The sequence below is a fragment of the Desulfitibacter sp. BRH_c19 genome, assembly GCA_001515945.1.
Taxonomy (GTDB): Bacteria; Bacillota; DSM-16504; order Desulfitibacterales; family Desulfitibacteraceae; genus Desulfitibacter.
The window spans coordinates 30,256-54,352 of record LOER01000016.1 but is presented as its reverse complement, the minus strand read 5'-3'; the positions used below and the strand labels follow the sequence as shown (position 1 = coordinate 54,352).

Genomic DNA, 24,097 nt, shown 5'->3' with positions numbered 1-24,097 from the left:
TAGGTATATTCCTGTATAGTTGCATTGTTTGGGTATTTTTATAATTGAAGGAGGTTGCGCTATGAAAAAATTTGATGTTATAGTTGTTGGAGCAGGACCTGCCGGTATTTTTACGTGTTATGAATTGGTAGAAAAAAAGCCAGATTTAAAAGTACTTTTAATAGACAAAGGTCATGATATATATAAACGTAGTTGTCCTATCCTCCAAAAAAAAATTACCAAATGCCCACCACCTAATAAGAATAAGGTTTTTACAGGATGTCTACCTGCTTGTTCAATTACTAATGGTTTTGGTGGTGCAGGTGCATATTCAGATGGGAAATTTAATATTACAACAGAGTTTGGTGGCTGGATGACAGAATATATGTTATCTTCAGAAGTGTTGGATCTGATAAAATATGTGGATAATATAAATATTAAACATGGGGCTACCGCAATAGCATCAGACCCAACAACACAAGCTGTAAAGAATATTGAGAAAAGAGGTTTAGCTACAGGATTAAAGCTATTAAGAGCTGAAGTTAAGCATCTTGGTACAGAGCAAAATTTGCAGATTCTAAAAAGCATTTATGAGTATCTTAAAACTAAAGTAGATATGATGTTTCAAAATGAAATTACGGATCTAATAATCAATAATAACGATGGTCTGTTGTCAGTTGAAGGGGTTCGTACTTCATCCAATGAAGAATTATTTGCGGATAAGGTGGTTGTTGTTCCTGGAAGAGATGGCTCACAGTGGTTAACTAAAGTTTTACAATCACATGATCTTGAAATGAGTAGTAATCAGGTTGATGTTGGTGTAAGAGTAGAAACTTTAGATACTATTATGGAAGAAATAAACGAAAATCTTTATGAAGGTAAATTTATATTCAGAACTTCTGTTGGAACAACTGTAAGGAGTTTTTGTAGCAATCCTTCAGGTCATGTAGTTATTGAAAACCATAGTGGGATTATGCTTGCAAATGGTCACGCATATAAGGCCAAGAATCTTGGAAGCAATAACACTAATTTTGCTTTACTGGTATCACACAAATTTTCATATCCATTTAATAAACCAACAGAGTACGCCAAAGCAATTTCCAAACTTGCTAATGATTTGTCTGGTGGTAGTGTTCTATTACAGAGTTTTGGAGATGTTATTAAGGGCAGACGCTCTACTGAAAAACGAATTAAAGAAGGTTTTGTAGAGCCTACTCTAAAAGAAGCTGCAGCAGGCAATTTAAGCTTGGTTCTTCCTTATAATACGATGAAAAGTATTATTGAGATGATACAGGCTTTAGATAATGTTACACCAGGAATTGCATCTGAACATACATTGCTTTATGGAGTTGAAGCAAAGTTTTACTCTTCACGACCTAAATTAACTAATAGCTTTGAGACAGAAATTGCAGGATTATATGCTGGAGGAGACGGTGCAGGTTTAACAAGGGGTCTAGCTCAAGCAGGTGCTTGTGGAATAGCAATAGCAAGAGATATTGTAAAAAACAGATAGCTTAAATGCGAAAAACCTCTTTATTTAAAAGAGGTTTTTCGTTATTTTTGAAATACTTCTGGATTTAGGCAGTTAGGAGGTTTTTTGTTTTCCATTACTGCCAGTATATTTTTGACAGCAACTAATCCCATATTGGTTCGAGCTTCAAAGGTTGCACTTGCTACATGAGGAAGAATTACTACATTATTTAAATCAGCAAGACCTGGTGCAAGCGCAGGCTCATTTTCAAAAACATCAAGACCCGCTCCCCAGATTTCGTTATTAATCAATGCTTCAACAAGAGCTTTTTCGTCAACAACAGGACCCCGAGAAGTATTAATTAAAATAGCAGTATTCTTCATGATTTTTAATTCTCTTGAACCAATAAGATGTTGAGTGCTTGAGGTTAAAGGTACGTGTAATGAAACATAATCAGAATTGGCAAGTAACTGATCAAGGTTAACAAAAGTCGCGGCAGTTTCTTTTTCAAATTCTAGATTAGGTTTATTATCATAGTATAGTATTTTCATTTCAAACCCCTTTGACATTTTTGCAAATACTTGACCTATTCTTCCAGCCCCTATGATGCCTAATGTCTTACCCTTGACGCTATGGCCTAATAAAAGCTGTGGTCCCCATCCTTTAAACTTCCCACCCCTTAAGTAATTATCTGCTTCTACTACTCTTCTTGCAGTACAAAGTAGTATGGCCCACGCTAGCTCTGCAGTTGCATCTGTTAAGACTTCGGGTGTATTAGTAATATAAATTCCTCTTGCAGTTGCAGATTTAATATTAATGTTATTAAATCCTACTGCATAGTTAGCGATAATCTTTACACCTTTAGCTGCATCCATTACTTCACTATCTATTATGTCAGTTAATAAGGAAATAATAGCATCCGTTCCTCTAACGTTTTGTAAAAGCTCTTGCCTTGTCAATACCCTGTCTTCTGGATTAACTTCTACATTACAATTTTCTTTCAATAAATCCATGGCAGGTTTTGGAAGCAATCTTGTCACATACACGTTCCATTTGGACATATTTATCCCCCTTTTATATACTGTGTAGTAAATAATCTGACCAAGTTTTTATCACATCTTTTATTGATCTGGACAGGTGTATTCTTTTTGCCGTAGCTATCTCAGGAGAAAATGATGCCTCAATCTACTTTCCTTTTAAATTGGAGAAGAATAAACATCATAACTGTAGCTAACCCAATTCCAAACACCAGTATCCCGTATTCCGAAAATAGCCAAATTAGGAACCAATCCATTATTTGCACCTCTTTACGGCGTTTTTAATAGTCTGTACATAGTGCAGATAATGATACTATTGATTTTAGAAAACACCTGGAAAATTCCCAGGTGTTTATCTTATACTATCAGAATGTATAAGTTCAAACAAGGTAGATAGTATTTACAAAGACTAAGGCTTCCGCCTGCGTCTATGGACTTGGCGGAAGCCAAGTTTTGTTTTAGCCGCACTTGCTAAAGCCACAATCGCATTTTAGACATCCTTCAGCAAATGTTAACTTTTCTTTACAATCAGGGCAAATAGCTAAAGATATTAACTCGTCCTCTGACATGGTTTCATATTTGGTTGGCAATTCTTCAGAAGTAGCACTTAACTCGGAGACTGTATTATTAAAGATACTTTTAACATTCTTATTATCCTTTACAAATTGTAGTTCTTGTGTCAGTATTCTACCAATAATATCTGGGCATGATTTACCAACTAGTGCGTCGTTATTAGCTCTTCTCCTAAGGAATGTAGGACAGCTTACTGATGTGAGTTGATCTATTATTGCATCAGGTGATATATTTGCCCTTAAAGCAAGGGATATTAATCGACTTACACCTTCGGTAAAGCCACTACAACCACCCGATGAACCAGTAGTAATAAATGTTTCTATCAGGCCTTCCTGGTCATAATTAACGGTAATATACATTCTACCACAACCAGTACTAACCTGTTCTGTAATACCGACTGTCCTTTTGGGTCTTGGTCGCGGATATAGCTTGTCTATGTTCATAGATGGTTCTAATTTTCCTTTGCTACCCTTAATTAATACTTCTTCTTCTCTACTACCTGTTCTGTATACAGTAACGCCTTTACACTCTAGTGTATAGGCCAGCATATAAGCCCTCATTACATCTTCTTTAGTCGCATAATTTGGGAAATTAACTGTTTTAGATACAGCATTATCACAGTACTTTTGAAAGGCTGCCTGCATTTTTAAATGCCATTCAGGTTCAATTTCTAGAGCAGTAATAAATACATTACGAATGGTTTCTGGGAGCTCAGTAATCTCTTCTACACTACCAGCAATAGCAGTCTTTTCTATAATTACCTTAGCCTCGTCAGGTGAGTAATTACTAGTAACATATTCTTCGAAAATGGGATTAACTTCAACTAAGTTAGCGCCATCCAAGACATTCTTAGTATATGCTATTGAAAAGGAAGGTTCTATTCCCGAGGAAGTTCCTGATATCATACTAATGGTTCCTGTAGGAGCAATAGTAGTACAGGTAGCATTTCTCACTGGTTTACCAATAAAGATACTTTGATTTATATTGGGGAAATTTCCCCTTTCTTCAGCTAACGAAGCAGATGTTTCGTGGGCTTTACTATTTATAAAAGCCATAACCTTTTCAGCCAATGCAATGGCTTCTGTAGAGTTATATGGTATTCGAAGCTTAAAAAGTAAATTAGACCATCCCATGACTCCTAGCCCAACTTTTCTATTACCTTGGACCATGTCTTGAATTTTTTCCAAGGGGAACTTATTTGCTTCAATTACATTATCTAAAAATCGCATTGACCAGATAACAGTATCTTCTAGCTTGTCCCAGTTAATACTATCATTCTCATACATATTTTCTAAATTAATAGATCCTAAATTGCACGCCTCATAACCAAGTAAGGGCTGTTCTCCACAAGGATTAGTAGCTTCTATACTACCAAGCTGTGGTGTAGGATTATCTGCATTTAGTCTATCCAAAAATACAATTCCTGGTTCACCATTGGACCAAGCTTTTTCAACTATTAAATCAAAAACTTTCTTAGCCTTATATCTGTCATAGACGGTTCCTTTAAATTTAAGGTCATAATAGTCATCACTATCGAGGGCATCCATAAATTCCTTGGTAATACCAACGGAAATATTAAAATTAGTCAAGTCATTATTATTTTGTTTACATGTAATAAACTCCATGATATCAGGGTGATCAACACTTAATATACCCATATTGGCTCCCCTGCGAGTTCCACCCTGTTTTATTGCTTCTGTAGCGGAATTAAAAACCTTCATAAATGATATAGGCCCTGATGCGACTCCACCAGTTGTATTTACAGGACTATTTTTGGGTCTGATTCTTGAAAAAGAAAAGCCAGTACCTCCACCACTTTTGTGAATCAAAGCTGCATCTTTAACAGCTGTGAAAATTCCTTCCATGCTATCCTCTATAGGTAATACAAAGCAAGCAGATAACTGCCCTAAATCTCTTCCTGCATTCATTAAGGTTGGACTGTTAGGCATAAAGTCAAGTTCTGTCATAAGAGAATAAAATTTATCTTCAATGGCTTTAATCTTACTTTTTGAAAGTTTAGGATTAAAATTAATCTCAATACCTGCGACAAAGTTAGCTACCCTTCGGAACATGTCTTCAGGTTTTTCTACTGGTATACCATCCTTTTTGATTAAATATCTTTTTTCCAAAATTTTAACTGCATTCTCTGTTAAGTTCATGGATATTCCCCCTAATCCTGGTTTTCATTTTCATTTATGTTTGAAAGTCTGTTTAAAACATCTTCAAGTTCCTCTAATGCATTGCCGTAGCCATTCCAATCTCCAGCTTTCTGTCTTTCGATAGCTTCATTGAATAATTGATTTGCCCTACTTATTAATTGACTGGCTGTTTCCCCGACAATTATTTGTTCATCAGTATTTTCATCTTCAACATCTCCAACATCTCCAACATCTCCAACATCTTCAACATCTATGGGAATGCGTTCTCCAAATATGGCTTGAAGAGATAGTTCTAATGTTTCCTCCATTACAATCTGGTCTCCATAAGCTACTATAACTCTTCTTAACTCCGGGATCTTGCTTTGTTCAGCTTGAAGAAATATGGGTTCTACATAAAGTATGGAGTTTTCGATGGGGATTACCAAAAGATTACCTCTCAAAACCTGTGATCCTCTTTGATCCCACAGGGTTAACTGTTCGGATATCTCAGAATCCTGATCAATTCTACCTTCAATCTGCATAGGGCCAAAAAGATGTTCTTCCTTAGTAAACTGATATAACATAAGCGTACCATAATTGTCACCATCACTCCGAGCTGCAAGCCATGACACCATATTTGCTCTATTTAATGGAGTAAATGGGAGCATTAAAACATATTCAGGATCAGTTTCATCTGGAAGCTGCATTATTGTATAATAAGGCTCCATCGGTTGACTTTCACCTTGGAATATTTCCTGGGGAATGGTCCATGCGTCTTCTCTGTTATAGAATACTTGAGGGTTTTGCATATGATATAGTGATAAAAGATTGGACTGCACACCAAAATAATATGCAGGGTATCGAATATGTTGCTTTAAGTCTTGTGACATATCCTCCATGGATTTAAATAAATCAGGGAATATATCACTATATGCGTTTATTATAGGGTCGGTTTCATCGCTAATATAAAAATGGGTAGTTCCGTTGTATGCATCAGTAACAACTTTTACTGAATTTCTAATATAATTGAAGTCATTTCCATATCTTTCTGAATATGGATACATATTGCTGGTAGTATAGGCATCTCTAATCCAGTAAAGCTTTCCCGAACTAATTACTATATATGGATCTGGATCGAAGAATAAAAATGGAGCTATTTTCTGAACCATAGTATTAATATCACGGTTATATAAAATCTTACTGTTATCTGATAGTTCACTTGTAAGAATTAATCTAAAATCCCCATGATAAATAGCAAAAAATAGTCTTTTAAAAAATGAATCAATTGGCACACCGCCAGTACCAGCATAATTAGTTTCCACATTTTCATCACCAGATGGATAATGGAACTCCGTTGTATTAGAATCTACAATAACATTATTTGTTGTTAACTCACCAAAATAGATTGCCGGTTCACTTAATTCTAAGTCAGTTGATATTGGTTGGGGTGGGAAGTCTTTAATAAGAAAATATGGCAGCCCCTCAGTAGTAGTTTCATTAACAGCTGACATTACAACTCCATAGCCATGGGTATAACGGAATCTCTGGTTAATCCAGGTTTGAGCTTGAGGTTGGAGTTGTCTTTGATCTAATTCTCTTGCAGATAGCATAACCTGACGATAATCACCATCAATCCAATAACGATCAATATCTACATCTTGAAAATCATAGTATAACCTAAGTGTTTGTAGTTGTTCAAAAGTTTGTCTTAATGGTCTAGGATCCCATAGCCTGATATTATCGATAGTACTTCTATTATTTTCAATGGATTCCCCCGTTAATTCCTGATCAACTGGAAACGCTCTTGCCTCAATATCAGTTAAATTATAAGCTTTTCTTGTAAAGGAGATACTGTTTTCAATATAAGGGGCTTCTCTAACAAATTCATTGGGTTCTACCCTAAACCTTTGCACAGCTACAGGAAATACCGATCCCAGTACAATGGAACCTATTACTAATAATACTACAGATCCCAGTATTATTTTATATATTTTTAAGAATATACTAATGACTATTAAAACAGCCAAAACCACAGCTAAAATAGCTAGAATATTAAATGCTGGTATTTGAGCAACTATATCTGTATAGCCTGCTCCTGATACAACACCTCTTTGAGAATTAAGCAGCTCAAAAGCACTAAGTTTATAACTCCAAGCCTTTAATAGAAAAAATAGAGCAACAATAACTGACAAATGTATCTGAGGGAGTTTGAAATTTTTAGACTTAAGATTAAATTGATTTCGTGGTGTAAATAAAAAGTAAGCCAAACCCACTAAAATACCACTTCCTACTACAGCTGAAACTAGTATAGCATATAGTAGTCTATAGAATGGAAGTGTGAAAACATAGAAACTGATATCTTTATTAAATACCGGATCTAATATCCCAAATTCATTTAAATTAAGGAAAGCTTGTACTGTTAACCACTGATTAGCAGTTATTGCACTAAACAAAAATGCAAAAAATATACTGATTAGTATGTAAATCAATAATAATTTTTTAGGATTAAAGAATTTTTTCAAAAAATACTCTCTAATAGGTATTACATCCTGGTCATTATACTCGACAAAAACCTTTTCAAATTTTATGACTCTCAATGTTATGAGCAAGTTTATTATGAAAAATAAAAATAAAAAGATAAACGAGACGAATCTTAAACCTATGTTTGAGATAACAATGGTATATAAAACCGAAACATATTCCATTGCCGTAAACCATAAAATATCTGCGTATAGATTCATTGAAAAGTTAAAAAAATATCCTACTGCGAAAACTATAGCAAGTATAATTAGCAATCCCTGACGTAAAATAAATTGCATTATTTAACCTCCATTTAATAGTTGAATAGGATGCCATCGACTTATGCATAACTATAAATATTCGACTTCGAGTAGTTGTTTTCCTTTTAAGACAATTAATTTAATACTCAAGACATCCTGCTTCTGAAAATTATACCAGATATCTTTATTATAAGCCAATATATGGTTTTTGATGATTAGTATCATATAAATAATTAAAACCGGTATTTAACCGGTTTTAAGCTAAGTATTTATTTTATTTATTAATATTTGCTACCAATCCTGGACCTTCGTCAGTATCAGAGGTGAGTTTATACTCAATATCTTTAATTCCATATGTTTTAATATGAATATACCTTTTACAATGTCTACATTTGATTACTATAGTATCATCTTCGATTTGACAGATGATCTTTTTGCACTGACAACGAAAAAACTCCATAAAATGTTCTCCTCCCCTTTAACTACTTCGTGGCCCCAAAGAATAGGTTTTTATATAGATTTGATTATCTTATGGTTATTATAAAATAAATACATCTGAATTTCAATGTTTAATAATTAATATAATTGTATTTTTAAAAGCCGAAGTTATTCAAAGCCGTATTTAACAAACCTATTTATTAACTCTTCAAAGGAGATCCCAGCGCTATGTGCTGCGTCTGGAAAAAGGCTTGTTTCAGTCATACCAGGTATAGTGTTTATTTCTAAAACATAAGGTTTTGCATCATCTTCAACGATAAAATCTACCCTTGCAAATCCCCTACAACCTAAATATGTATAGGTTTTTTCTGCTAAGTCTATTACTTTTTTACTAACATTTTCCTTTAGACGTGCTGGTATAATATGGTCGCTAAGGCCTTTAGTATACTTAGCTTGAAAATCATAGACACCAGTATGGGATACAATTTCTATAATCGGTAAAACTTCAATCTCTTCATTTCCCATAATTGCTACTGTGACTTCTCTGCCCTCAACAAACTGTTCAATAAGTATTTCTTTTTCAAATAAAAATGCATCTAATATCATATCGTGGAGATCTTTTTCCTGTTTAGCAAAGTAAATACCTATGGTTGAACCCTGACTTGGGGCTTTTATTACTATAGGAAAATTGAACTCACTAAGGAGCATTGATTGTATTTGCAAAGAATTACTTAAATATTCATTTTCTCGAACAGCTATAAATTTCGGAGTAGGAATTCCTGCATCATTCAAAAGTCTTTTAGTATAAATTTTGTTCATTGTAAGGGAGCTGGTAAGCACACCACATCCAGTATAAGGATAACCTAAAATTTCTAACAAGCCTTGCATTGTACCATCTTCTCCAAAAGGACCATGTAAAGCAATAAATACAAGGTCAGGATGAAATTCCTTTAGTTTCTCAATAAAACTATTGCCAGTATCAATACTTTTAACGTTGTAACCCAACCTGATTAAGGCATTGGCTACTGCAGTACCGGTTTTTAATGATATTTCTCTTTCGGCTGATTTACCGCCTAATAAAACAGCAATTTTTTTCAATATACAAACCTCCCTGGTTCCATATCTTATTGGCTCAATATATTCATAGCGATTAAAAGTGTACCAGTTTTATTATATTATAATTTTTCGTTTTTTAGCCTTAGATTGGGCAAATACCAGCTAGGATAATGAAATCTTTTAAAATGGAGTCTTAGACTATTGTCCAAGACTCCATATATTTTACTCCTCTGCCGTCTTTCGAGCTGCTATTACTTTTTCAGCTAAGTGATCAGGTACCGGATCGTAATTATTAAACTCCATGGTAAATGTACCCCTGCCTTGGCTAATAGATTTAAGATCAATTGCATATCTATACATTTCTGATAATGGCGCTAGAGCCTTAATTACCTGGCTTTTGCCCTTAGCTTCCATTCCAAGTATTCTTCCCCTTTTACTGTTCATATCACCCATGATGTCACCCATAAACTGTTCTGGAACAGTAACTTCAACCTTCATAATAGGTTCGAGTAGAATGGGATCTGCTTTTTCCATGGCTTTTTTAAAGGCAAGGCTTCCTGCAATTTTAAATGCCATTTCATTTGAATCAACAGGATGGTAAGATCCATCTGTTAAGGTCACCTTAATGTTTGAAACTGGATATTTTGCCAGAACCCCTTGTTGCATAGCTTCTTGTACACCTTTTTCGACGGCTGGTATATAGTTCCTAGGAACTGAACCACCAAAAATTGTCTGTTCAAAAAGAAAATCATCGTCTCTATGCGGTGCCATGTCAATATATACATGACCAAATTGACCAGCTCCACCTGATTGCTTCTTATGTTTGCCTTCTATTTTGGTTACTGCAGAGCGAATGGTTTCTCTATAAGGAACTGAAGGTGTATCTTTTTCCACACCAACTCCATATTTATTCTGAAGTCTTTCTATAACTATATCTAAGTGTTGGTCACCCATTCCACTTAAAATTGTTTCTTTTGTTTCAATATTTTTTTCTAGAGTTAGAGTTTTGTCTTCTTCTAAAATTCTTGAAATTGCATTACCTAACTTGTCTTCATCACCTTTACTTTTAGGACTAATTGCATAGGATAGAGTAGGGTTAGGAAACTCTATTCCATCTAGTGGTTCATTAATTCCTTTAACCGAAAGAGTATCAGATGTTTCAGTTTTGGCAAGCTTAGTTAAAGCACCAATATCTCCAGGCATCATTTTTTCAACCTGTTCCTGCTGCTTACCTCTCATAACAAACACGCTATTAACTTTTTCATCGGTTTCTTTATTTATATTGTGATATGAGTTGCCTGGAATAAATACTCCACTATAAATTCTAAAATAACTAACTTTTCCTACGTAAGGATCGGCAATTGTCTTAAAGACTATAGCTTTAAAGGGTTCTTTTGCTAATTCTTCTTCTGATTTATTTAAAGCTTCTTCTGCGGATGGCATACATTCCACAGTATAGTCTAAAAGATTTGTAATTCCCATATTATTTAATGTTGAACCACATGCTACCGGAATAAATTGTGCATTTTTGACACCAGAGTTAAGGGCAGCTGCGAATTCTTCTGGTGTTAGGTCTTCACCTTCTAAATATTTCATCAAAAGTTCGTCATCACTTTCCGCGACAACTTCAACTAACTCTTCTCTATAGGTTTCAGCTTGTTCTTTTAGATCTTCAGGAATATCAATTTCAATAGGTTTTCCATCATCATATTTATATGCTTTCATTGTAACCAAATCTACGATTCCGGAAAAACTTTCCGCACTTCCAATAGGTAGTTGTAGTGGAACTATTCTGTTTTCAAAAGAATCTTTTAATTCATCAAGAACTCTATAAAAATCTGCATTCTCTCTATCCATTTTATTGATAAAGCAAATCCGTGGCATGTTTCGCTCATTTGCGAACTCCCAGACTGCTTCGGTTCTAACCTCTACCCCTGCTACAGCACATACGGTAACAATCATACTATCTATTACTCTTAAAGCACTATTTACATCACCAACAAAATCGATGAATCCTGGTGTATCAATTAAATTAACTTTGGTATTCTTCCACTCACAAGGTGCTAATGCTAAAGTAATAGTAACTTTCCTTTCGATTTCTTCAGGTAAGTAATCGGTAGTAGTATTACCTTCGTCTACCTTTCCTAGTCTTTTAACAGCTCCGGAATTATATAGCATTGCTTCTGCTAGAGAAGTCTTTCCGGCACCACCGTGAGCCATTATCCCTATATTGCGAATTTTGTTTGCAGAATATACTTTCATATGCCTCCTCCTTAAACTTGTACTTTGACTAATAAAATCGAAAAATGGACATTAGTATTAATATTTTCGATTTATTAGTAAAATCCTTTATATTTTTTAAAAAATGTTACAATTATTTTTTTATGAGTCATTCTCAATAAGTTTTTCCTAAAATTAAACAATTATGCTAAATAAAACATACTGTTTTTACTTCTAAAATAATATATATATAGATATTACTACTTCTTGGAGGATAAAATTTGAAAAAAAGATATACTTCTTTGGCATTTGGAGCTCTAATCCTTACAGCTTCTGGTTTTATTAATAGAATGCTAGGTTTTGTTTATCGTGTCTGGACCATACGTCTAATTGGTTCTGAGGGAATAGGATTATTTCAAATGGTCCTTCCCCCTTTTACATTTCTACTTTTGCTTACCACGGCAGGAATACCCTTAACACTATCAAAGCTAATATCTCAACATATAGCTTTGAAACAACATAGTGAAGCAAAAAAAATATTTACGGTTGCATTGAGAGTTTTACTTATCTCCTCTATGACTATTTCCATCATTAGTTGGTTAGGGGCGCCATATTTTATTAAAATGTTTTTTTCAGATACAAGAGTATATTGGGCTTACATGGCACTTATACCTGCATTAATTGTTGTTGCTTTCAGTTCGGCATATAGAGGTTATTTTTTAGGACTAAAAATGATGTTTCCATCTGCCCTATCTACTGTTATAGAGCAAATAATACGATTTATTTTTGGTGTTGGCACAATAATGGCATTATTACCCTATGGCCTAGAATACGCAATAGTTGGGCTTGCAGTAGGAACAGTAATGGGAGAAATTGCAGGTCTAATAATTCTGATAATTTATTATAAAAAAACTGAGCAGATTTCTATCGGAAATAAATACGAGGGTAGTACTTGGGAAATAATAAAAAATATTTACAACTTGTCTATTCCATTAACCTTAAATAGAGCAGTAATTGGTTTACTATTTACTGCTCAAGCTATAATTATACCCAACAGACTACAGGTTGCTGGTTTTTCAGTAAGAGAAGCAACTGATTTGTTTGGACAGTTTACAGGGATAGCTATGACTCTATTGGGTTTACCAACAATAATAACTGTATCCTTAGCTATAACAATGGTTCCAGCAATATCAGAAGCTATGGCTGCAAACAACCTGAAGCTTGTAAAAAAAAGAGCAATGACAGCATTAAAAATAACAGTATTAGCTGGCAGTCCGTGGGTGATAGTTTTTTATACTATTCCAGGAAAATTATGTGAAACAATTTTCAATACACCTAATGCGGGTATACCATTAAAATATTTGGCTATGGGAGCGCTTTTTATTTATTTACAACAGACTTCAACGGGCATTATTCAAGGTATGGGCAAAATGTATATACTACTATTGCATTCTGTCATTGGTGCAACTATTAATCTTACTGGAATTTACCTGCTAACTGGAACCCTAGGTATAAAAGGAACTGCAATTGCATTTAACCTAAGTGCCATGGTAGTTGCAAGCTTAAATATGATATATTTACTTAATTATGTTAAGCTTAATGTTAATTATAAAAAGTTGGTTCTATTAACTATTGCTGTTATAATAATGCTTTTTACTATGATTACCTCTAGTCATTATCTTGCGATATGGGGCAATAACCTTGGTTTTACAATGTTGAATTTGCTTGTGGGAATTGGAGTGTATACAGCTTGTTTATTTGTCTTAGGGCTTGTATCCTTCGCCGATATAAAACAATATAGAAAAATTTAATAAGTTATTAAAAATTCCAAGTTAATAACTCATTAATTATCCTATAATTTGTTAGGTCGAGATGAATTGGAGTAATAGAAACTCTATTTTGAACAATTGCGCTAATATCGGTACAAATTTTATCATTTTTTGTACACTCAATATCAATTACCTGACCACCTACCCAATAGTACTCGTAACCTCTAGGATCAATTCGCTTTTCAATTGAATCTGTATATTTTCTAATACCGAGTTTTGTTATTTCAAATTCAATATTATTGTCTGTTTCAATATCAGGTACATTTATATTAAGTATTGTTTCTTCTGGAAGTCTTTCTTTTAAAAGTTTTTGAATGATTTTAGAAGTAATTTGTGCAGCCATACTATAATTACTTTTTTTATTCAATGCTAAAGAAACTGCTATTGAGGGAATGCCTGCGATAATTCCTTCAAAGGCTGCAGACACAGTACCCGAATATAATACATCTGTTCCTAAATTGGCGCCAGAATTAATTCCGGAAACAATTATGTCAGGTGGCAATTCCATAAGTTCTTGTATTGCAAGTTTTACACAGTCAGCAGGAGTGCCAGAAACCGCAAAGGCAGTACAATTCTCATAGTCCATTTTATGCACTCTTAAAGGTTTGTGGATGGTAATTCCGTGTCCTGATGCACTTCTTTCTCTATCGGGTGCTACAACTGTTATACTTCCAAGAGTACTGAGCTCCTTTCGAAGTTCATTTATTCCTAAGGCTTCTATCCCATCATCATTGGTTATAAGAATTTGCATCGTTTCCTCCTGATTCATGGTTGTATATTAATACTGTTCCGTCAGCAGAGCAGTTGTGAATAGATTTACAGTGAGGACATCTTAACACTACACTTTGATTATATACCACAAGTATTTGCCACTCTTCATTGTTTAAGTCCCTATGACATATAAAACAACATTCCAAAAATTTCACTCTAACCTCCCCCAAAAAAGCCAAGACTGTTTTGCTTGCTTTATCATATGAAAGAGAGGTTGTATTAGTGTAACTTTATAGTTTATAAATATATAGAGTCATCTTTGGTTCATCTTTAATTTTTTTTAAACCAAACAATACTCCTTGCTCTTTTAGAGTCCTATTTAGAAAGTCAACTATTTTATAAAAATCGTCACTTTCTTGAATAGTTAGAGATGCAATCATTGTTAATTTATCATTAGATTCCACTTTTTGATGCCTCCACTAAAATTGGATACGTTAATGTCGGCCTCCCCTAATTAATGAGAAGCCTTCAGCTCTAGTAGCTTCATTTGTCTTAAAAATTCCTCTTACAGCACTAGTAAGTGTCATAGAACCGGCCTTTTTTATTCCTCGCATTGTCATACACATATGCTCTGCCTCAATCACAACCATCACACCACGAGGGGTTAGCTTGTCCATAAGTGTATCAGCTACCTGACTAGTTAATCTTTCTTGCAATTGAGGTCTTTTTGCAAAGGTTTCTACTACTCTAGCTAACTTGCTTAAACCAGTTACTTTACCGTTTTTTGATATATAAGCAACATGAGCGTAACCATAAAAAGGTAAGAGGTGATGTTCACACATAGAATATATTGGAATATCCTTTACGAGAATCATTTCCTCATGGTCTTCATTAAATAGTACATTTAGGTGTTTGTCAGCATCCTGTTTAAGGCCACAAAAAATTTCTTCATACATTCTTGCAACTCTGTCAGGAGTGTCTAGAAGGCCTTCTCGTTGCGGATCTTCTCCGATTGCTTCAAGTATTAGTCTGACACCTTTAGCTATTTTTTCTCTGTCCATTATTTTAACCTCCTAAGTCGTATGTCTTTATTATGCTTGCATGTTGTATTATACCAGAAATGCTTTTAATAATTCAAACATACTACAAAAAAAATTGGCTTATGCCAAGACTGTAATATTTGGCATAAGCCTCAGTACTATTTGCATTCTGAACAATAACCAAAAAACTTTAATTCATGATTGATTACGTCAAAGTTCTTTTTCTCGGAAATTGCTCTTTCCAACACATCAAGTAAATCATCATTAAATTCAATTACTTTGCTACATCTTAAGCAGATTAAGTGGTGATGATGGTGCTCATTGTGACTAGAGAATTCATAACGAGCCTTGCCATCATCAAAATTCATTTTCTGTAGCACTTCCATATCTGCTAGTAAATCGAGGGTTCTGTATACTGTGGCGAGACCGATTTCTGGATAATGATGTTTTACCATTTGATAAATGTCTTCAGCACTAAGATGATCCTGTTCATTTTCCAAAAATACTTTTAGAATAATTTTCCGTTGCGGAGTGAGTTTATAGTCCTTTCCTTGTAGTTTTTTACAAATTACTTCTAAAGACTGTTTCACTTTAGTTACTCCTTTATACGTATTTACTTATCAAAGAACGTAAGTTCTTTAATCAGTAGACTTAGTAATCTTTTTAAGTTACTAGTGTTTCCCATTTACCGCATCTACTACCCCACCTAGCAATAACGTCATTGTTGTTTGTAATGTTTATTACTTCGCAGAGGTTTGAGCATCCAGTACATTCAAAGCTAGAGGTTTCATATTTTAAATCGGAAACCTGGAACCCTTTAAACTTGGAACCTCTATTGTGTGATTTAATATGGTGAAAGGCAAGCAGTCCTGCACCAATGGCACCCATAACATCAAAATGAGTAGGAATAATAACTTCCTTTTTAAGTTGATCTTCAAAGGCTTTATGAATCCCTTTATTAGCAGCTACACCTCCTTGAAACACAATGGTCGGATATATCTCTTTTCCTTTTCCAACATTGTTTAAATAATTTCTTACAAGGGCGTCGCATAATCCTTTAATAATATCTTCCTTTTTATGGCCCATCTGTTGCTTATGTATCATATCGGATTCAGCAAAAACCGTACATCTACCAGCTATTCTAACCGGTACAGTAGCGTTTAATGCCATCGCTCCAAAATTCTCTATAGGTATTCCTAGGCGTGATGCTTGTTGGTCCAAGAAAGATCCAGTACCTGCGGCACATACCGTATTCATTGCAAAGTCTACTACTATTCCATCTCTTAAAATAATGATCTTAGAATCCTGACCACCAACTTCTATTACTGTTTGTGCATCTGGAACCTCCATAGATGCCGCTACTGCATGGGCAGTAATCTCGTTTTTTATTATATCGGCCCCAGTAATAACACCTGCTAAAATCCTGCCACTACCCGTAGTTCCTACACCTATTATTTCAACATTGTTAGGTAGCTTTTCTTCAATAAGCTTAAGGCCCTTGGTAATGGCGTTTATAGGGTTGCCTTGAGTTCGTAAATAAAGAGAATCTGCAACTTGAAGATCTTCATCTAAAACTACAATATTTGTACTTACAGATCCTACATCAATTCCCAATAAGCACTTCACGTGGGTTTCCTCCTTTGGCAGACCTTTGATGTAGCATTAAATCAATAAATGCTTCAAGCCTGGTTTGAACTCCTGCTCTTGCAGTTTGCTCATCTATCGTTAAAGAAAGGACTGGAATTCTGAAATCCTTAGAAACCTGAGGCATTATACTTTTTGCAACAATTTCTGGAATACAAGTAAAAGGAGCTAATTGTATAACTCCATCATACCCTTTTTTTGAATATAGTACAGTTTCTCCTATGGAATTTATACCGTGGCCACCAATCTTTTGATTTAGATACGGAGGTGCACATGCTATTACATCTAATTCTCCTTGATCAGTTACTACATTGTCTTTTGTCCACTGGGTTAAGTAAATGGAACGGTGTGTTTCAACTCCCATCTCCCCAAGTAAAACTTGGATATCAAAGTTCATAAAGGGCTCTATTACAACGTATATTTCTCCTATTATTCCTACTTTGAGGGGTGTTTTTGTTCTATCTTGTTCTACAGAATCCAATAGTTTCAGACTTTGGTGTTTTGCTTCATCTATTTCATTTATTGTCTGTGCTTCGGTTATCAACTTTAGTACTGCTTGAAATTGTTTTGTAGTTTGTCCTATTTTTACCTCGTATGGTCTGATTTTATGTGAATAAGCGTCAACTTCATCTAAAACTTTAAGTTTAGCCCAGCCGAATTTAAATTCTTGGTAAAACTGATACCAACCAATTTTATTTGGTTTGATAATGCGGTTTATTTTACTTATAAAATCCTTTAAATTTCTAAGAGGAGCATCTAGAGTAACCATTTCAAAATCATAACCAGCATTTTTTAATATTTTCTCATGTAGCATTCCATAAAGTCCCGCTCGACAAGGGCCATGGCCACCAGAAGAAATAATCATTTCAGCTCCTTTTTCTAGAACTTCTACATATGTACCCAGAAGAACCTTAAATGGTATGCATGCAAATTCAGGTGAATACTGAACCCCATAGCTTAAAGTTTGCTTGCTAGGAGTAGGAGGAATGATAACTTCGTGACCTAATCTTTCAACGAAATGCTTAAAAGCTATATGTGAAGTTCCCATGCGTGGAAATGAAACTTTCAACTATAACCCCTCCGTATTTTTAATATATCTATAAAAGCTTCTAACCTTGTAAGGATTCCGGCCTCTCCAGTATGTTCATCAATTGTAATGTTTATAAATGGGACTTTGTGGCTTTTAGATTCTAATTCCATTAATTTATCCAGCATTGCATCAGGACCGCAACCAAAAGCAGTTATATGAATAATGCCATCAACCTTCTTTTCCGTTAAGTAGTAATAAGTACACCTCATAACCAAATTACTGTAATACCAGAATAACTTTTTTGGAAGTAGATTTTTATATTTTTTTTGTGTTTTATCTGATACCATTTCACAAGTCCAGATGTTAACACCCATCTTTTCAAGGTTTTCTAACAGGTTTACAGTAATATATGAATCATAGACTTGATATGGATAGCCTAAAACAGCGAGATTAATACTTTTGATTGGCTCACTAAACTTAGGGGTTTTTATTCCATCTATAATATCTATTGCTTCTCTGGGAAAAACACCAGCAAGTAATAACTTTTGATATTTCAAATGATTTTTCATAGCTACTATTATTGCCTTGAAAACCTGATTTTTTGTTGCCCCTAACTGTAACCCTACAGATTTTAAGACTTTATAAATTTGCCAAAATCCCCTTTTTAACTCAATTTGGGGAGACATAATTTCTGGAAGATCATCTATGGAGTATTTTACCATTTCTGGTAGACCTAAAAACTTGGGACAAAAGGTTTCGTTTTTAACAATACTTACCATTCTTGGGATAAAGATAACATCAACCTTTTCTTTTAGGGAACTAACGTGTCCATGGAGTATCTTAATAGGGATACATGCATCTGTAACTGTATCTTTAACACCACTCTCCAAAATATTTTTTGATGTTTTTGGAGAAGTAATCACCTCGTGCCCAAGGCTCATAAAAAAGCTTTTCCATAATGGAAAATGAGAATAATAAGTTAGTGTTGCTGGGTATCCAATTTTCATAGACTAGCTCCTCCAAAAGATATTTTAATAAGTTTATATAATATAAATTACATATTGAATTCGACATCAAATAATAAAAAACCTCTCAATCAATTAGTGAATTTAAGATTTAAAAAGCATAATTATTGATTTAAAGCATACAATCTAACAAAATATGTTTTAGGGAGGTTTTAAAATGCCATCTCTTAAAAATATACCAAAAATCAATACCTTTAAATTTCATCCTATTTTAAATGGTTTGCTCAGCAGTATCATACTTGCAATAGCATTTTCAGTAATTCTTGGTATAATCTTTTTCTTCACTCCAATGCAGGAAACCATGCTTTCTGCTTTGTCTGCTGTGATAATAGTAGTTAGTGTTTTTTGGGGCGGGCGTGTTACAGCTAGAAGTGTTGGAGCAAAGGGTCTTCTATTTGGAGCCAGTGTTGGTTTAGCATTTTTTGTTCTGACAGGCATAATTGCAATCTTTGATGGAACAGCCATAACTCTTGGAGCAATTTCTAAGCAGTTAGGATTATGTCTAGTGGCAGGAGCTCTTGGAGGTATTTTTGGAGTGTCAGAAAAATAAATCTAATAAAAGGGAGGGCAGCTTATACAAACTGCCCTCCCTTTTATTTACACTATCAGAGATAACTTATACTTGGCGCCACACATGTACTGGCTCAAGCCAACTTTTTATCCGATGGCTAACTACCATTAAGACTCCCACCTCTTGCTTTGCACTGGTATTTCTACGCATTGCAAAAATCACAATGCTAGACCTAATGGCGTAGGTGGGAGATAAGTGGTACTAAGCCCCTGGATAACGGTTTCTAAATATTTAGATGGAGTCAAAACTCCACCTGAATAAAGAATCCTGTTTATCATTGTTTTAAAATTTTTCTAAGAAAACCTTTTAGAAAATTTGGAACTGGAATAAAATATACTTTCATGTCCTTCCCCTCCTTGATTGAAGTTCTCTATTATCTTATTCAAGTTACTGGGAAAGGTGAAAAAATCTCTTATTAAATATCTGGTAAAACGAACTTTTATATGATATAAGAACAAGCCCTGAACATATTATTACTACTGTTAACTCAATTAATGTAAAACTAGTGTTGAGAAAGACCACAGGAGTTGCTAGAATACCTGTTAAAAAGCTAGCTATACTTTGGTAACGACTTAGAATTAATAAAGATAGATATATTAGTATTACAAGCCTAAAGATTTCAATATTGATAATTAACGATATTCCCATAAAAAAACTCATACCTCTTCCAAGGAAGAAATCCTTCAGGGGGTTGACCTTCCATAGGACAATAAGAATAATTGCTACAAGTGGACTAGCCTGGATATTAAGAATCTTTAAAACATAGTATAACATAGGCCCTTTTAAGAAATCTAATAAGGGCAAAATATAAGAAATATGGCCCCATATATCATAGCACTTCTTTAAATCATAGTGTTTCATGTATAAATCTTCGTAGGAAAAAAAGTAAAATGCAAATAACTTTTTTAATGGCAAAATACCTATTACTAAAGCGACTACAATAGATATAACGATATCCATAAAAAAACTCCCTGTAGACAAGCTTTAATACATGTCTATGCAGGGAGGAAATATATAATTACTAATTAACATTTTCTAAATACGTGCCAGCCCACTTTTTTTAGCTGCTTCAGATACAGCATTGGCTACGGCCCTTGCAACCCTTTCATCAAAGGCTTCAGGTATGACATATTCAGGTTTTAATTCTGCATCTGTTATTAAACCAGCAATTGCATAAGCAGCTGCTAATTTCATATCCTCATTTATATCACTAGCTCTAACATCTAAAGCACCTCTAAATATTCCTGGAAATGCTAAGACATTGTTGACCTGATTAGGAAAATCAGACCTTCCAGTACATATAACTTTTGCACCAACTTCTTTAGCTAAATCAGGCATTATTTCAGGTACTGGATTTGACATTGCCATTATAATTGAATCTTTGGCCATTTTTGCAATCATATCTTTTGATACCAAACCAGGCCCTGAAACTCCTATAAAGACATCTGAGTTAACTAGTGCTCCTTCTAAATCACCCTGATACTTTTCTAAATTGGTTACATTGGCAATTTCTTCTTTTGCAGGGTTTAAACTATCTCTACCCTTGTATATTGAACCCTTACGATCGCACATAATAACATTCTTTAAACCTAGTCCAAGTAAGAGTTTCACAATAGCTATTCCAGCCGATCCCGCACCCAATACAACTATCTTAATATCAGCAATTTCCTTTTTAACGACCTTTAAGGAATTTAGTAGAGCAGCCATAACTACTACTGCAGTTCCATGCTGATCATCATGAAACACAGGAATGTCAAGCTCTGCCTTTAACCTTTCTTCAATGATAAAACAAGCTGGAGCCGCTATATCCTCCAAATTTATACCACCAAAGCTTGGTGCAATAAGTTTTACAGTTTCGATAATTTTTTCTGGATCTTTGGTGTCCAAGCAAATGGGGATTGCATCAACACCTGCAAATTCTTTAAAAAGAACAGATTTTCCTTCCATTACTGGCATTGCAGCTAATGGCCCTATGTCACCTAAGCCAAGCACAGCAGTCCCATCAGTAATAACAGCAACCATATTTCCTCTGGAAGTATATTTGTATGACTCCTCAGGGTTTTCAGCTATCCTTTTACATGGTTCAGCTACCCCTGGAGTATATGCTAAACTTAAATCTTTTTGGTTATTCACAGGAACTTTAGATACTATACTTAATTTTCCTTTTGCTTCCTCATGGAGCTTAAGAGCTTCTTCTTGAATTGTCATAATTAATTACCACCTTTCAAAAATAATTTTCTTCCTTCTATATATAAGTCTCTTCCATGGCAGTCATTGACAACAACAACTGGAAAATCCTTTACAACTAATTCTCTAATAGCTTCAGTACCTAGCTCATCAAAGGCAATTACTTTTGCACTAACTATTGATTTAGAAATAACCGCCGCTGCTCCTCCAACACCAGCAAAATAGACACCCTTATACTTAATGATAGCATCTTTTACCTTCTGAGATCGTAGGCCTTTACCGATCATTCCTTTTAACCCTAACTCTAATAAAGTGGGTGCATAAGCATCCATTCTAATGCTAGTTGTTGGTCCAGCAGACCCTATAACTTTTCCGGGTTTTGGAGGAGTAGGTCCAACATAATATATTATCTGTCCACGAATATCAAATGGAAGTTTTTCGCCTTTTTCTATCATATCAATTAATCTTTTATGAGCTGCATCTCTAGCAGTATAAATAGTTCCAGAAATCAATACCTTGTCACCTGATTTTAGTTTAAGAACTTGTTCTGTATCCATGGGTGTAGTAATTCTAATATCTCCCATGCTTTAACCTCCTCTATAAATCAACTTTCCCATGACGTGCTGCATGACAATTTAAATTAACAGCAACTGGTAAGCTTGCAATATGGCATGGCATCACTTCCATGTGCACTCCTATAGCTGTAGTTGTACCACCAAAACCTGATGGGCCAATTCCTGTTTCATTTAACTCAGATAACAATTCTTTTTCTATTTTTGCAACAGCTTCATCTTTACTAGGTTCACCAAATTTTCTCATCAGAGCTTTTTTTGCTAATATTGCACACGTTTCAAAGTTTCCTCCTACACCAATTCCGACTACAAGTGGTGGGCAAGGATTTGGACCTGCTTGATCTACAGTATCTACTACAAACTTCTTTATGCCATCTATTCCTGCAGATGGAGTAAGCATAGCAAGCCGACTCATATTTTCACTCCCGCCGCCCTTTGCTGCAATTGAAATTGAAAGTTTATCACCAGGTACAACCTGGCTGTGAATTATGGGGGGACAGTTGTCACCTGTGTTAGCTCTTGTAAAAGGATTACACATTGATTTGCGTAGATAACCTTCTAAATATCCTTTACGAATACCTTCTTCAACTGCTCTATTTAGTGGTCCTCCTGTAATGTTCACGTCTTGACCAAGCTCTATAAATACAACGGCAGTTCCAGTATCTTGACACATAGGAACCTGTTCCTCTTTGGCTATCCTTGCATTTTCTATTAATAACTCCAAAATCTCTTTTCCAACCTGAGATTTTTCTCCTTCTATTGAATTGGTAAAGCTGTTCACAACATCTTCTTCTAATTCATAGTTAATTCTAATACATAGTGCAGAAATTGCATTCACTATTTTGTTAAATTCAATTTCTCTCATTAGCATCCCCTCCAAAATTATTCCCTCTCACAAAGCTCAATCAGTACACCATTTGTATCTTTAGGATGTAAAAAAGCTATTTTTGCACCTCCCGCTCCATATCTTGGTTTTTCATCTATTACACGAACTCCCTTACCCTTAACTTCTGCAAGAGCTTCTGCCAAATTGTTTACTCTTAGTGCAAGGTGTTGAATTCCTTGGCCTTTTTTTTCTATAAATTTTGCAACTGGTCCATCTGGATCTGTGCTTTCAAGCAATTCAATCTTACTACTTCCAGTCGGGATAAAGGCAACCTTAACCTTTTGCTCCTCAACTACTTCAGTACCAGAAACTTCTAATCCAAAAACTTCTTCATAAAGCTTCTTCGCTTCATTTAAATTACTTACAGCTACTCCTACATGATCAATTTTGCTGATCATATAATCACTCCTCATACTATCTAGTTTCAACATAATCTGATATTCCTTAGCATAAATTAGTAAGTAAGATGTAATCTGAGCTAACATGATAGTCAGCTATTATAGAACGTTATTTTTTATAAATTCTATAACCTTTGAAGTATGAGTTCCTGGTGTAAATACTTCTTTAACTCCTAGCTTTTTTAGGTCAGGAATATCCTCTGCTGGAATTACCCCACCCCCTAATACAATGATTTCAGAAGCTTCATTTTCTCTAAGTTTTTCAACTATGGGTGGCATTAAGTACATATGGGCCCCAGAAAGACAGCTTATACCGATTACCTGAACATCCTCCTGCAAAGCTGTTTGTACTATTTGATCAGGGGTTTGTCTAAGGCCTGTATATATTACCTCCATCCCTGCGTCTCTTAATGCTTGAGCAATTATTTTGGCTCCTCTGTCATGGCCATCTAATCCAGCCTTAGCAATTAGAACTCGAATGTGTTTATCCATAATCTAATGTAACCTCCTGT

22 protein-coding genes are annotated in these 24,097 nt (G+C 34.7%); 3 read left to right on the top strand and 19 right to left on the bottom strand.

The genetic code is table 11. The features are described 5' to 3' along the window. Positions 1–61 precede the first annotated feature (61 nt). Positions 62–1,492, top strand: coding sequence for an FAD-dependent oxidoreductase (locus tag APF76_03980; GenBank protein ID KUO52206.1), 1,431 nt, complete (start codon positions 62–64; stop codon positions 1,490–1,492). Between the two features lie 41 nt (positions 1,493–1,533). Here APF76_03980 and APF76_03975 read toward each other — a convergent pair whose 3' ends face one another. The 6 genes from APF76_03975 to fusA all read right to left on the bottom strand — a co-directional run bounded on the left by APF76_03975 (position 1,534) and on the right by fusA (position 11,734). Continuing rightward, positions 1,534–2,511 (bottom strand): D-glycerate dehydrogenase, encoded by a 978-nt coding sequence (locus APF76_03975; GenBank protein ID KUO52205.1) that lies wholly within the window; start codon positions 2,509–2,511, stop codon positions 1,534–1,536. A gap of 434 nt (positions 2,512–2,945) precedes the next feature. Beyond that, entirely contained in the window at positions 2,946–5,219 is a 2,274-nt protein-coding gene (locus APF76_03970) for a ribonucleotide-diphosphate reductase subunit alpha (protein KUO52204.1), read from the bottom strand. Between the two features lie 11 nt (positions 5,220–5,230). Continuing rightward, positions 5,231–8,017 (bottom strand): hypothetical protein, encoded by a 2,787-nt coding sequence (locus APF76_03965; GenBank protein KUO52203.1) that lies wholly within the window; start codon positions 8,015–8,017, stop codon positions 5,231–5,233. Between the two features lie 235 nt (positions 8,018–8,252). Then, on the bottom strand, positions 8,253–8,438 hold the full coding sequence (locus APF76_03960) for a hypothetical protein (protein ID KUO52202.1): 186 nt from the start codon (positions 8,436–8,438) through the stop codon (positions 8,253–8,255). A 146-nt stretch (positions 8,439–8,584) separates the two neighbouring features. Then, the gene (locus APF76_03955) at positions 8,585–9,517 is read right to left on the bottom strand and encodes a D-alanine--D-alanine ligase (protein KUO52201.1); all 933 of its coding nucleotides are present in this window, start codon (positions 9,515–9,517) and stop codon (positions 8,585–8,587) included. Positions 9,518–9,694: 177 nt separating this feature from the next. Further along, positions 9,695–11,734, bottom strand: a complete 2,040-nt coding sequence (gene fusA / locus APF76_03950) for an elongation factor G (protein KUO52200.1) — start codon at positions 11,732–11,734, stop codon at positions 9,695–9,697. A 239-nt stretch (positions 11,735–11,973) separates the two neighbouring features. Here fusA and APF76_03945 point away from each other — a divergent pair, with 239 nt between their 5' ends. Further along, positions 11,974–13,503 carry a hypothetical protein gene (locus tag APF76_03945; GenBank protein KUO52199.1) on the top strand — a complete coding sequence of 510 codons (1,530 nt, stop codon included), beginning with the start codon at positions 11,974–11,976 and terminating at the stop codon, positions 13,501–13,503. A gap of 7 nt (positions 13,504–13,510) precedes the next feature. Here APF76_03945 and APF76_03940 read toward each other — a convergent pair whose 3' ends face one another. The 7 genes from APF76_03940 to APF76_03910 form a co-directional block, all read right to left on the bottom strand. Further along, positions 13,511–14,272, bottom strand: a complete 762-nt coding sequence (locus APF76_03940; GenBank protein ID KUO52198.1) for a 5'/3'-nucleotidase SurE — start codon at positions 14,270–14,272, stop codon at positions 13,511–13,513. Continuing rightward, a complete protein-coding gene (locus APF76_03935) occupies positions 14,250–14,447 on the bottom strand; it encodes a hypothetical protein (GenBank protein ID KUO52197.1) in 198 nt (65 codons plus the stop codon). The genes APF76_03940 and APF76_03935 overlap by 23 nt, the downstream gene beginning before the upstream one ends. Before the next feature lie 279 nt (positions 14,448–14,726). After that, entirely contained in the window at positions 14,727–15,293 is a 567-nt protein-coding gene (locus APF76_03930; GenBank protein KUO52196.1) for a GTP cyclohydrolase I, read from the bottom strand. A gap of 137 nt (positions 15,294–15,430) precedes the next feature. Further along, positions 15,431–15,862 carry a Fur family transcriptional regulator gene (locus APF76_03925; protein KUO52195.1) on the bottom strand — a complete coding sequence of 144 codons (432 nt, stop codon included), beginning with the start codon at positions 15,860–15,862 and terminating at the stop codon, positions 15,431–15,433. A 73-nt stretch (positions 15,863–15,935) separates the two neighbouring features. Then, positions 15,936–16,898, bottom strand: a complete 963-nt coding sequence (locus tag APF76_03920) for a 2-hydroxyglutaryl-CoA dehydratase (GenBank protein ID KUO52194.1) — start codon at positions 16,896–16,898, stop codon at positions 15,936–15,938. Further along, positions 16,876–17,985 carry a CoA protein activase gene (locus tag APF76_03915; GenBank protein KUO52193.1) on the bottom strand — a complete coding sequence of 370 codons (1,110 nt, stop codon included), beginning with the start codon at positions 17,983–17,985 and terminating at the stop codon, positions 16,876–16,878. The genes APF76_03920 and APF76_03915 overlap by 23 nt, the downstream gene beginning before the upstream one ends. Next, entirely contained in the window at positions 17,982–18,953 is a 972-nt protein-coding gene (locus APF76_03910) for a hypothetical protein (GenBank protein ID KUO52192.1), read from the bottom strand. The genes APF76_03915 and APF76_03910 overlap by 4 nt, the downstream gene beginning before the upstream one ends. A 175-nt stretch (positions 18,954–19,128) precedes the next feature. Between APF76_03910 and APF76_03905 the strand changes: the two genes are divergently transcribed. Next, a complete protein-coding gene (locus APF76_03905) occupies positions 19,129–19,521 on the top strand; it encodes a hypothetical protein (GenBank protein ID KUO52191.1) in 393 nt (130 codons plus the stop codon). A gap of 408 nt (positions 19,522–19,929) precedes the next feature. On the opposite strand, the gene APF76_03900 is transcribed toward APF76_03905, so the two are convergent. From APF76_03900 to APF76_03875, 6 genes are all read right to left on the bottom strand, one after another. Beyond that, entirely contained in the window at positions 19,930–20,502 is a 573-nt protein-coding gene (locus tag APF76_03900) for a hypothetical protein (protein KUO52190.1), read from the bottom strand. 75 nt (positions 20,503–20,577) lie between these two features. Then, complete coding sequence (locus tag APF76_03895; protein ID KUO52189.1) at positions 20,578–21,750, bottom strand: malate dehydrogenase; 1,173 nt, start codon at positions 21,748–21,750, stop codon at positions 20,578–20,580. 2 nt (positions 21,751–21,752) lie between these two features. Then, complete coding sequence (locus APF76_03890) at positions 21,753–22,313, bottom strand: fumarate hydratase (protein ID KUO52188.1); 561 nt, start codon at positions 22,311–22,313, stop codon at positions 21,753–21,755. Between the two features lie 13 nt (positions 22,314–22,326). Next, a complete protein-coding gene (locus APF76_03885) occupies positions 22,327–23,166 on the bottom strand; it encodes a fumarate hydratase (protein KUO52187.1) in 840 nt (279 codons plus the stop codon). 17 nt (positions 23,167–23,183) lie between these two features. Continuing rightward, a complete protein-coding gene (locus APF76_03880; GenBank protein KUO52186.1) occupies positions 23,184–23,585 on the bottom strand; it encodes a methylmalonyl-CoA epimerase in 402 nt (133 codons plus the stop codon). 99 nt (positions 23,586–23,684) lie between these two features. Further along, complete coding sequence (locus APF76_03875) at positions 23,685–24,077, bottom strand: methylmalonyl-CoA mutase (GenBank protein KUO52185.1); 393 nt, start codon at positions 24,075–24,077, stop codon at positions 23,685–23,687. Positions 24,078–24,097 lie beyond the last annotated feature (20 nt).

Bases quoted from the DNA above. Each gene is read 5' to 3' on its own strand.
- APF76_03980 (KUO52206.1), top strand. From the start codon at position 62: ATGAAAAAATTTGATGTTATAGTTGTTGGAGCAGGACCTGCCGGTATT.
- APF76_03975 (KUO52205.1), bottom strand. From the start codon at position 2,511: ATGTCCAAATGGAACGTGTATGTGACAAGATTGCTTCCAAAACCTGCC.
- APF76_03970 (KUO52204.1), bottom strand. From the start codon at position 5,219: ATGAACTTAACAGAGAATGCAGTTAAAATTTTGGAAAAAAGATATTTA.
- APF76_03965 (KUO52203.1), bottom strand. From the start codon at position 8,017: ATGCAATTTATTTTACGTCAGGGATTGCTAATTATACTTGCTATAGTT.
- APF76_03960 (KUO52202.1), bottom strand. From the start codon at position 8,438: ATGGAGTTTTTTCGTTGTCAGTGCAAAAAGATCATCTGTCAAATCGAA.
- fusA (KUO52200.1), bottom strand. From the start codon at position 11,734: ATGAAAGTATATTCTGCAAACAAAATTCGCAATATAGGGATAATGGCT.
- APF76_03940 (KUO52198.1), bottom strand. From the start codon at position 14,272: ATGCAAATTCTTATAACCAATGATGATGGGATAGAAGCCTTAGGAATA.
- APF76_03930 (KUO52196.1), bottom strand. From the start codon at position 15,293: ATGGACAGAGAAAAAATAGCTAAAGGTGTCAGACTAATACTTGAAGCA.
- APF76_03910 (KUO52192.1), bottom strand. From the start codon at position 18,953: ATGAAAATTGGATACCCAGCAACACTAACTTATTATTCTCATTTTCCA.
- APF76_03905 (KUO52191.1), top strand. From the start codon at position 19,129: ATGCCATCTCTTAAAAATATACCAAAAATCAATACCTTTAAATTTCAT.
- APF76_03900 (KUO52190.1), bottom strand. From the start codon at position 20,502: ATGGATATCGTTATATCTATTGTAGTCGCTTTAGTAATAGGTATTTTG.
- APF76_03895 (KUO52189.1), bottom strand. From the start codon at position 21,750: ATGACAATTCAAGAAGAAGCTCTTAAGCTCCATGAGGAAGCAAAAGGA.
- APF76_03890 (KUO52188.1), bottom strand. From the start codon at position 22,313: ATGGGAGATATTAGAATTACTACACCCATGGATACAGAACAAGTTCTT.
- APF76_03885 (KUO52187.1), bottom strand. From the start codon at position 23,166: ATGAGAGAAATTGAATTTAACAAAATAGTGAATGCAATTTCTGCACTA.
- APF76_03880 (KUO52186.1), bottom strand. From the start codon at position 23,585: ATGATCAGCAAAATTGATCATGTAGGAGTAGCTGTAAGTAATTTAAAT.
- APF76_03875 (KUO52185.1), bottom strand. From the start codon at position 24,077: ATGGATAAACACATTCGAGTTCTAATTGCTAAGGCTGGATTAGATGGC.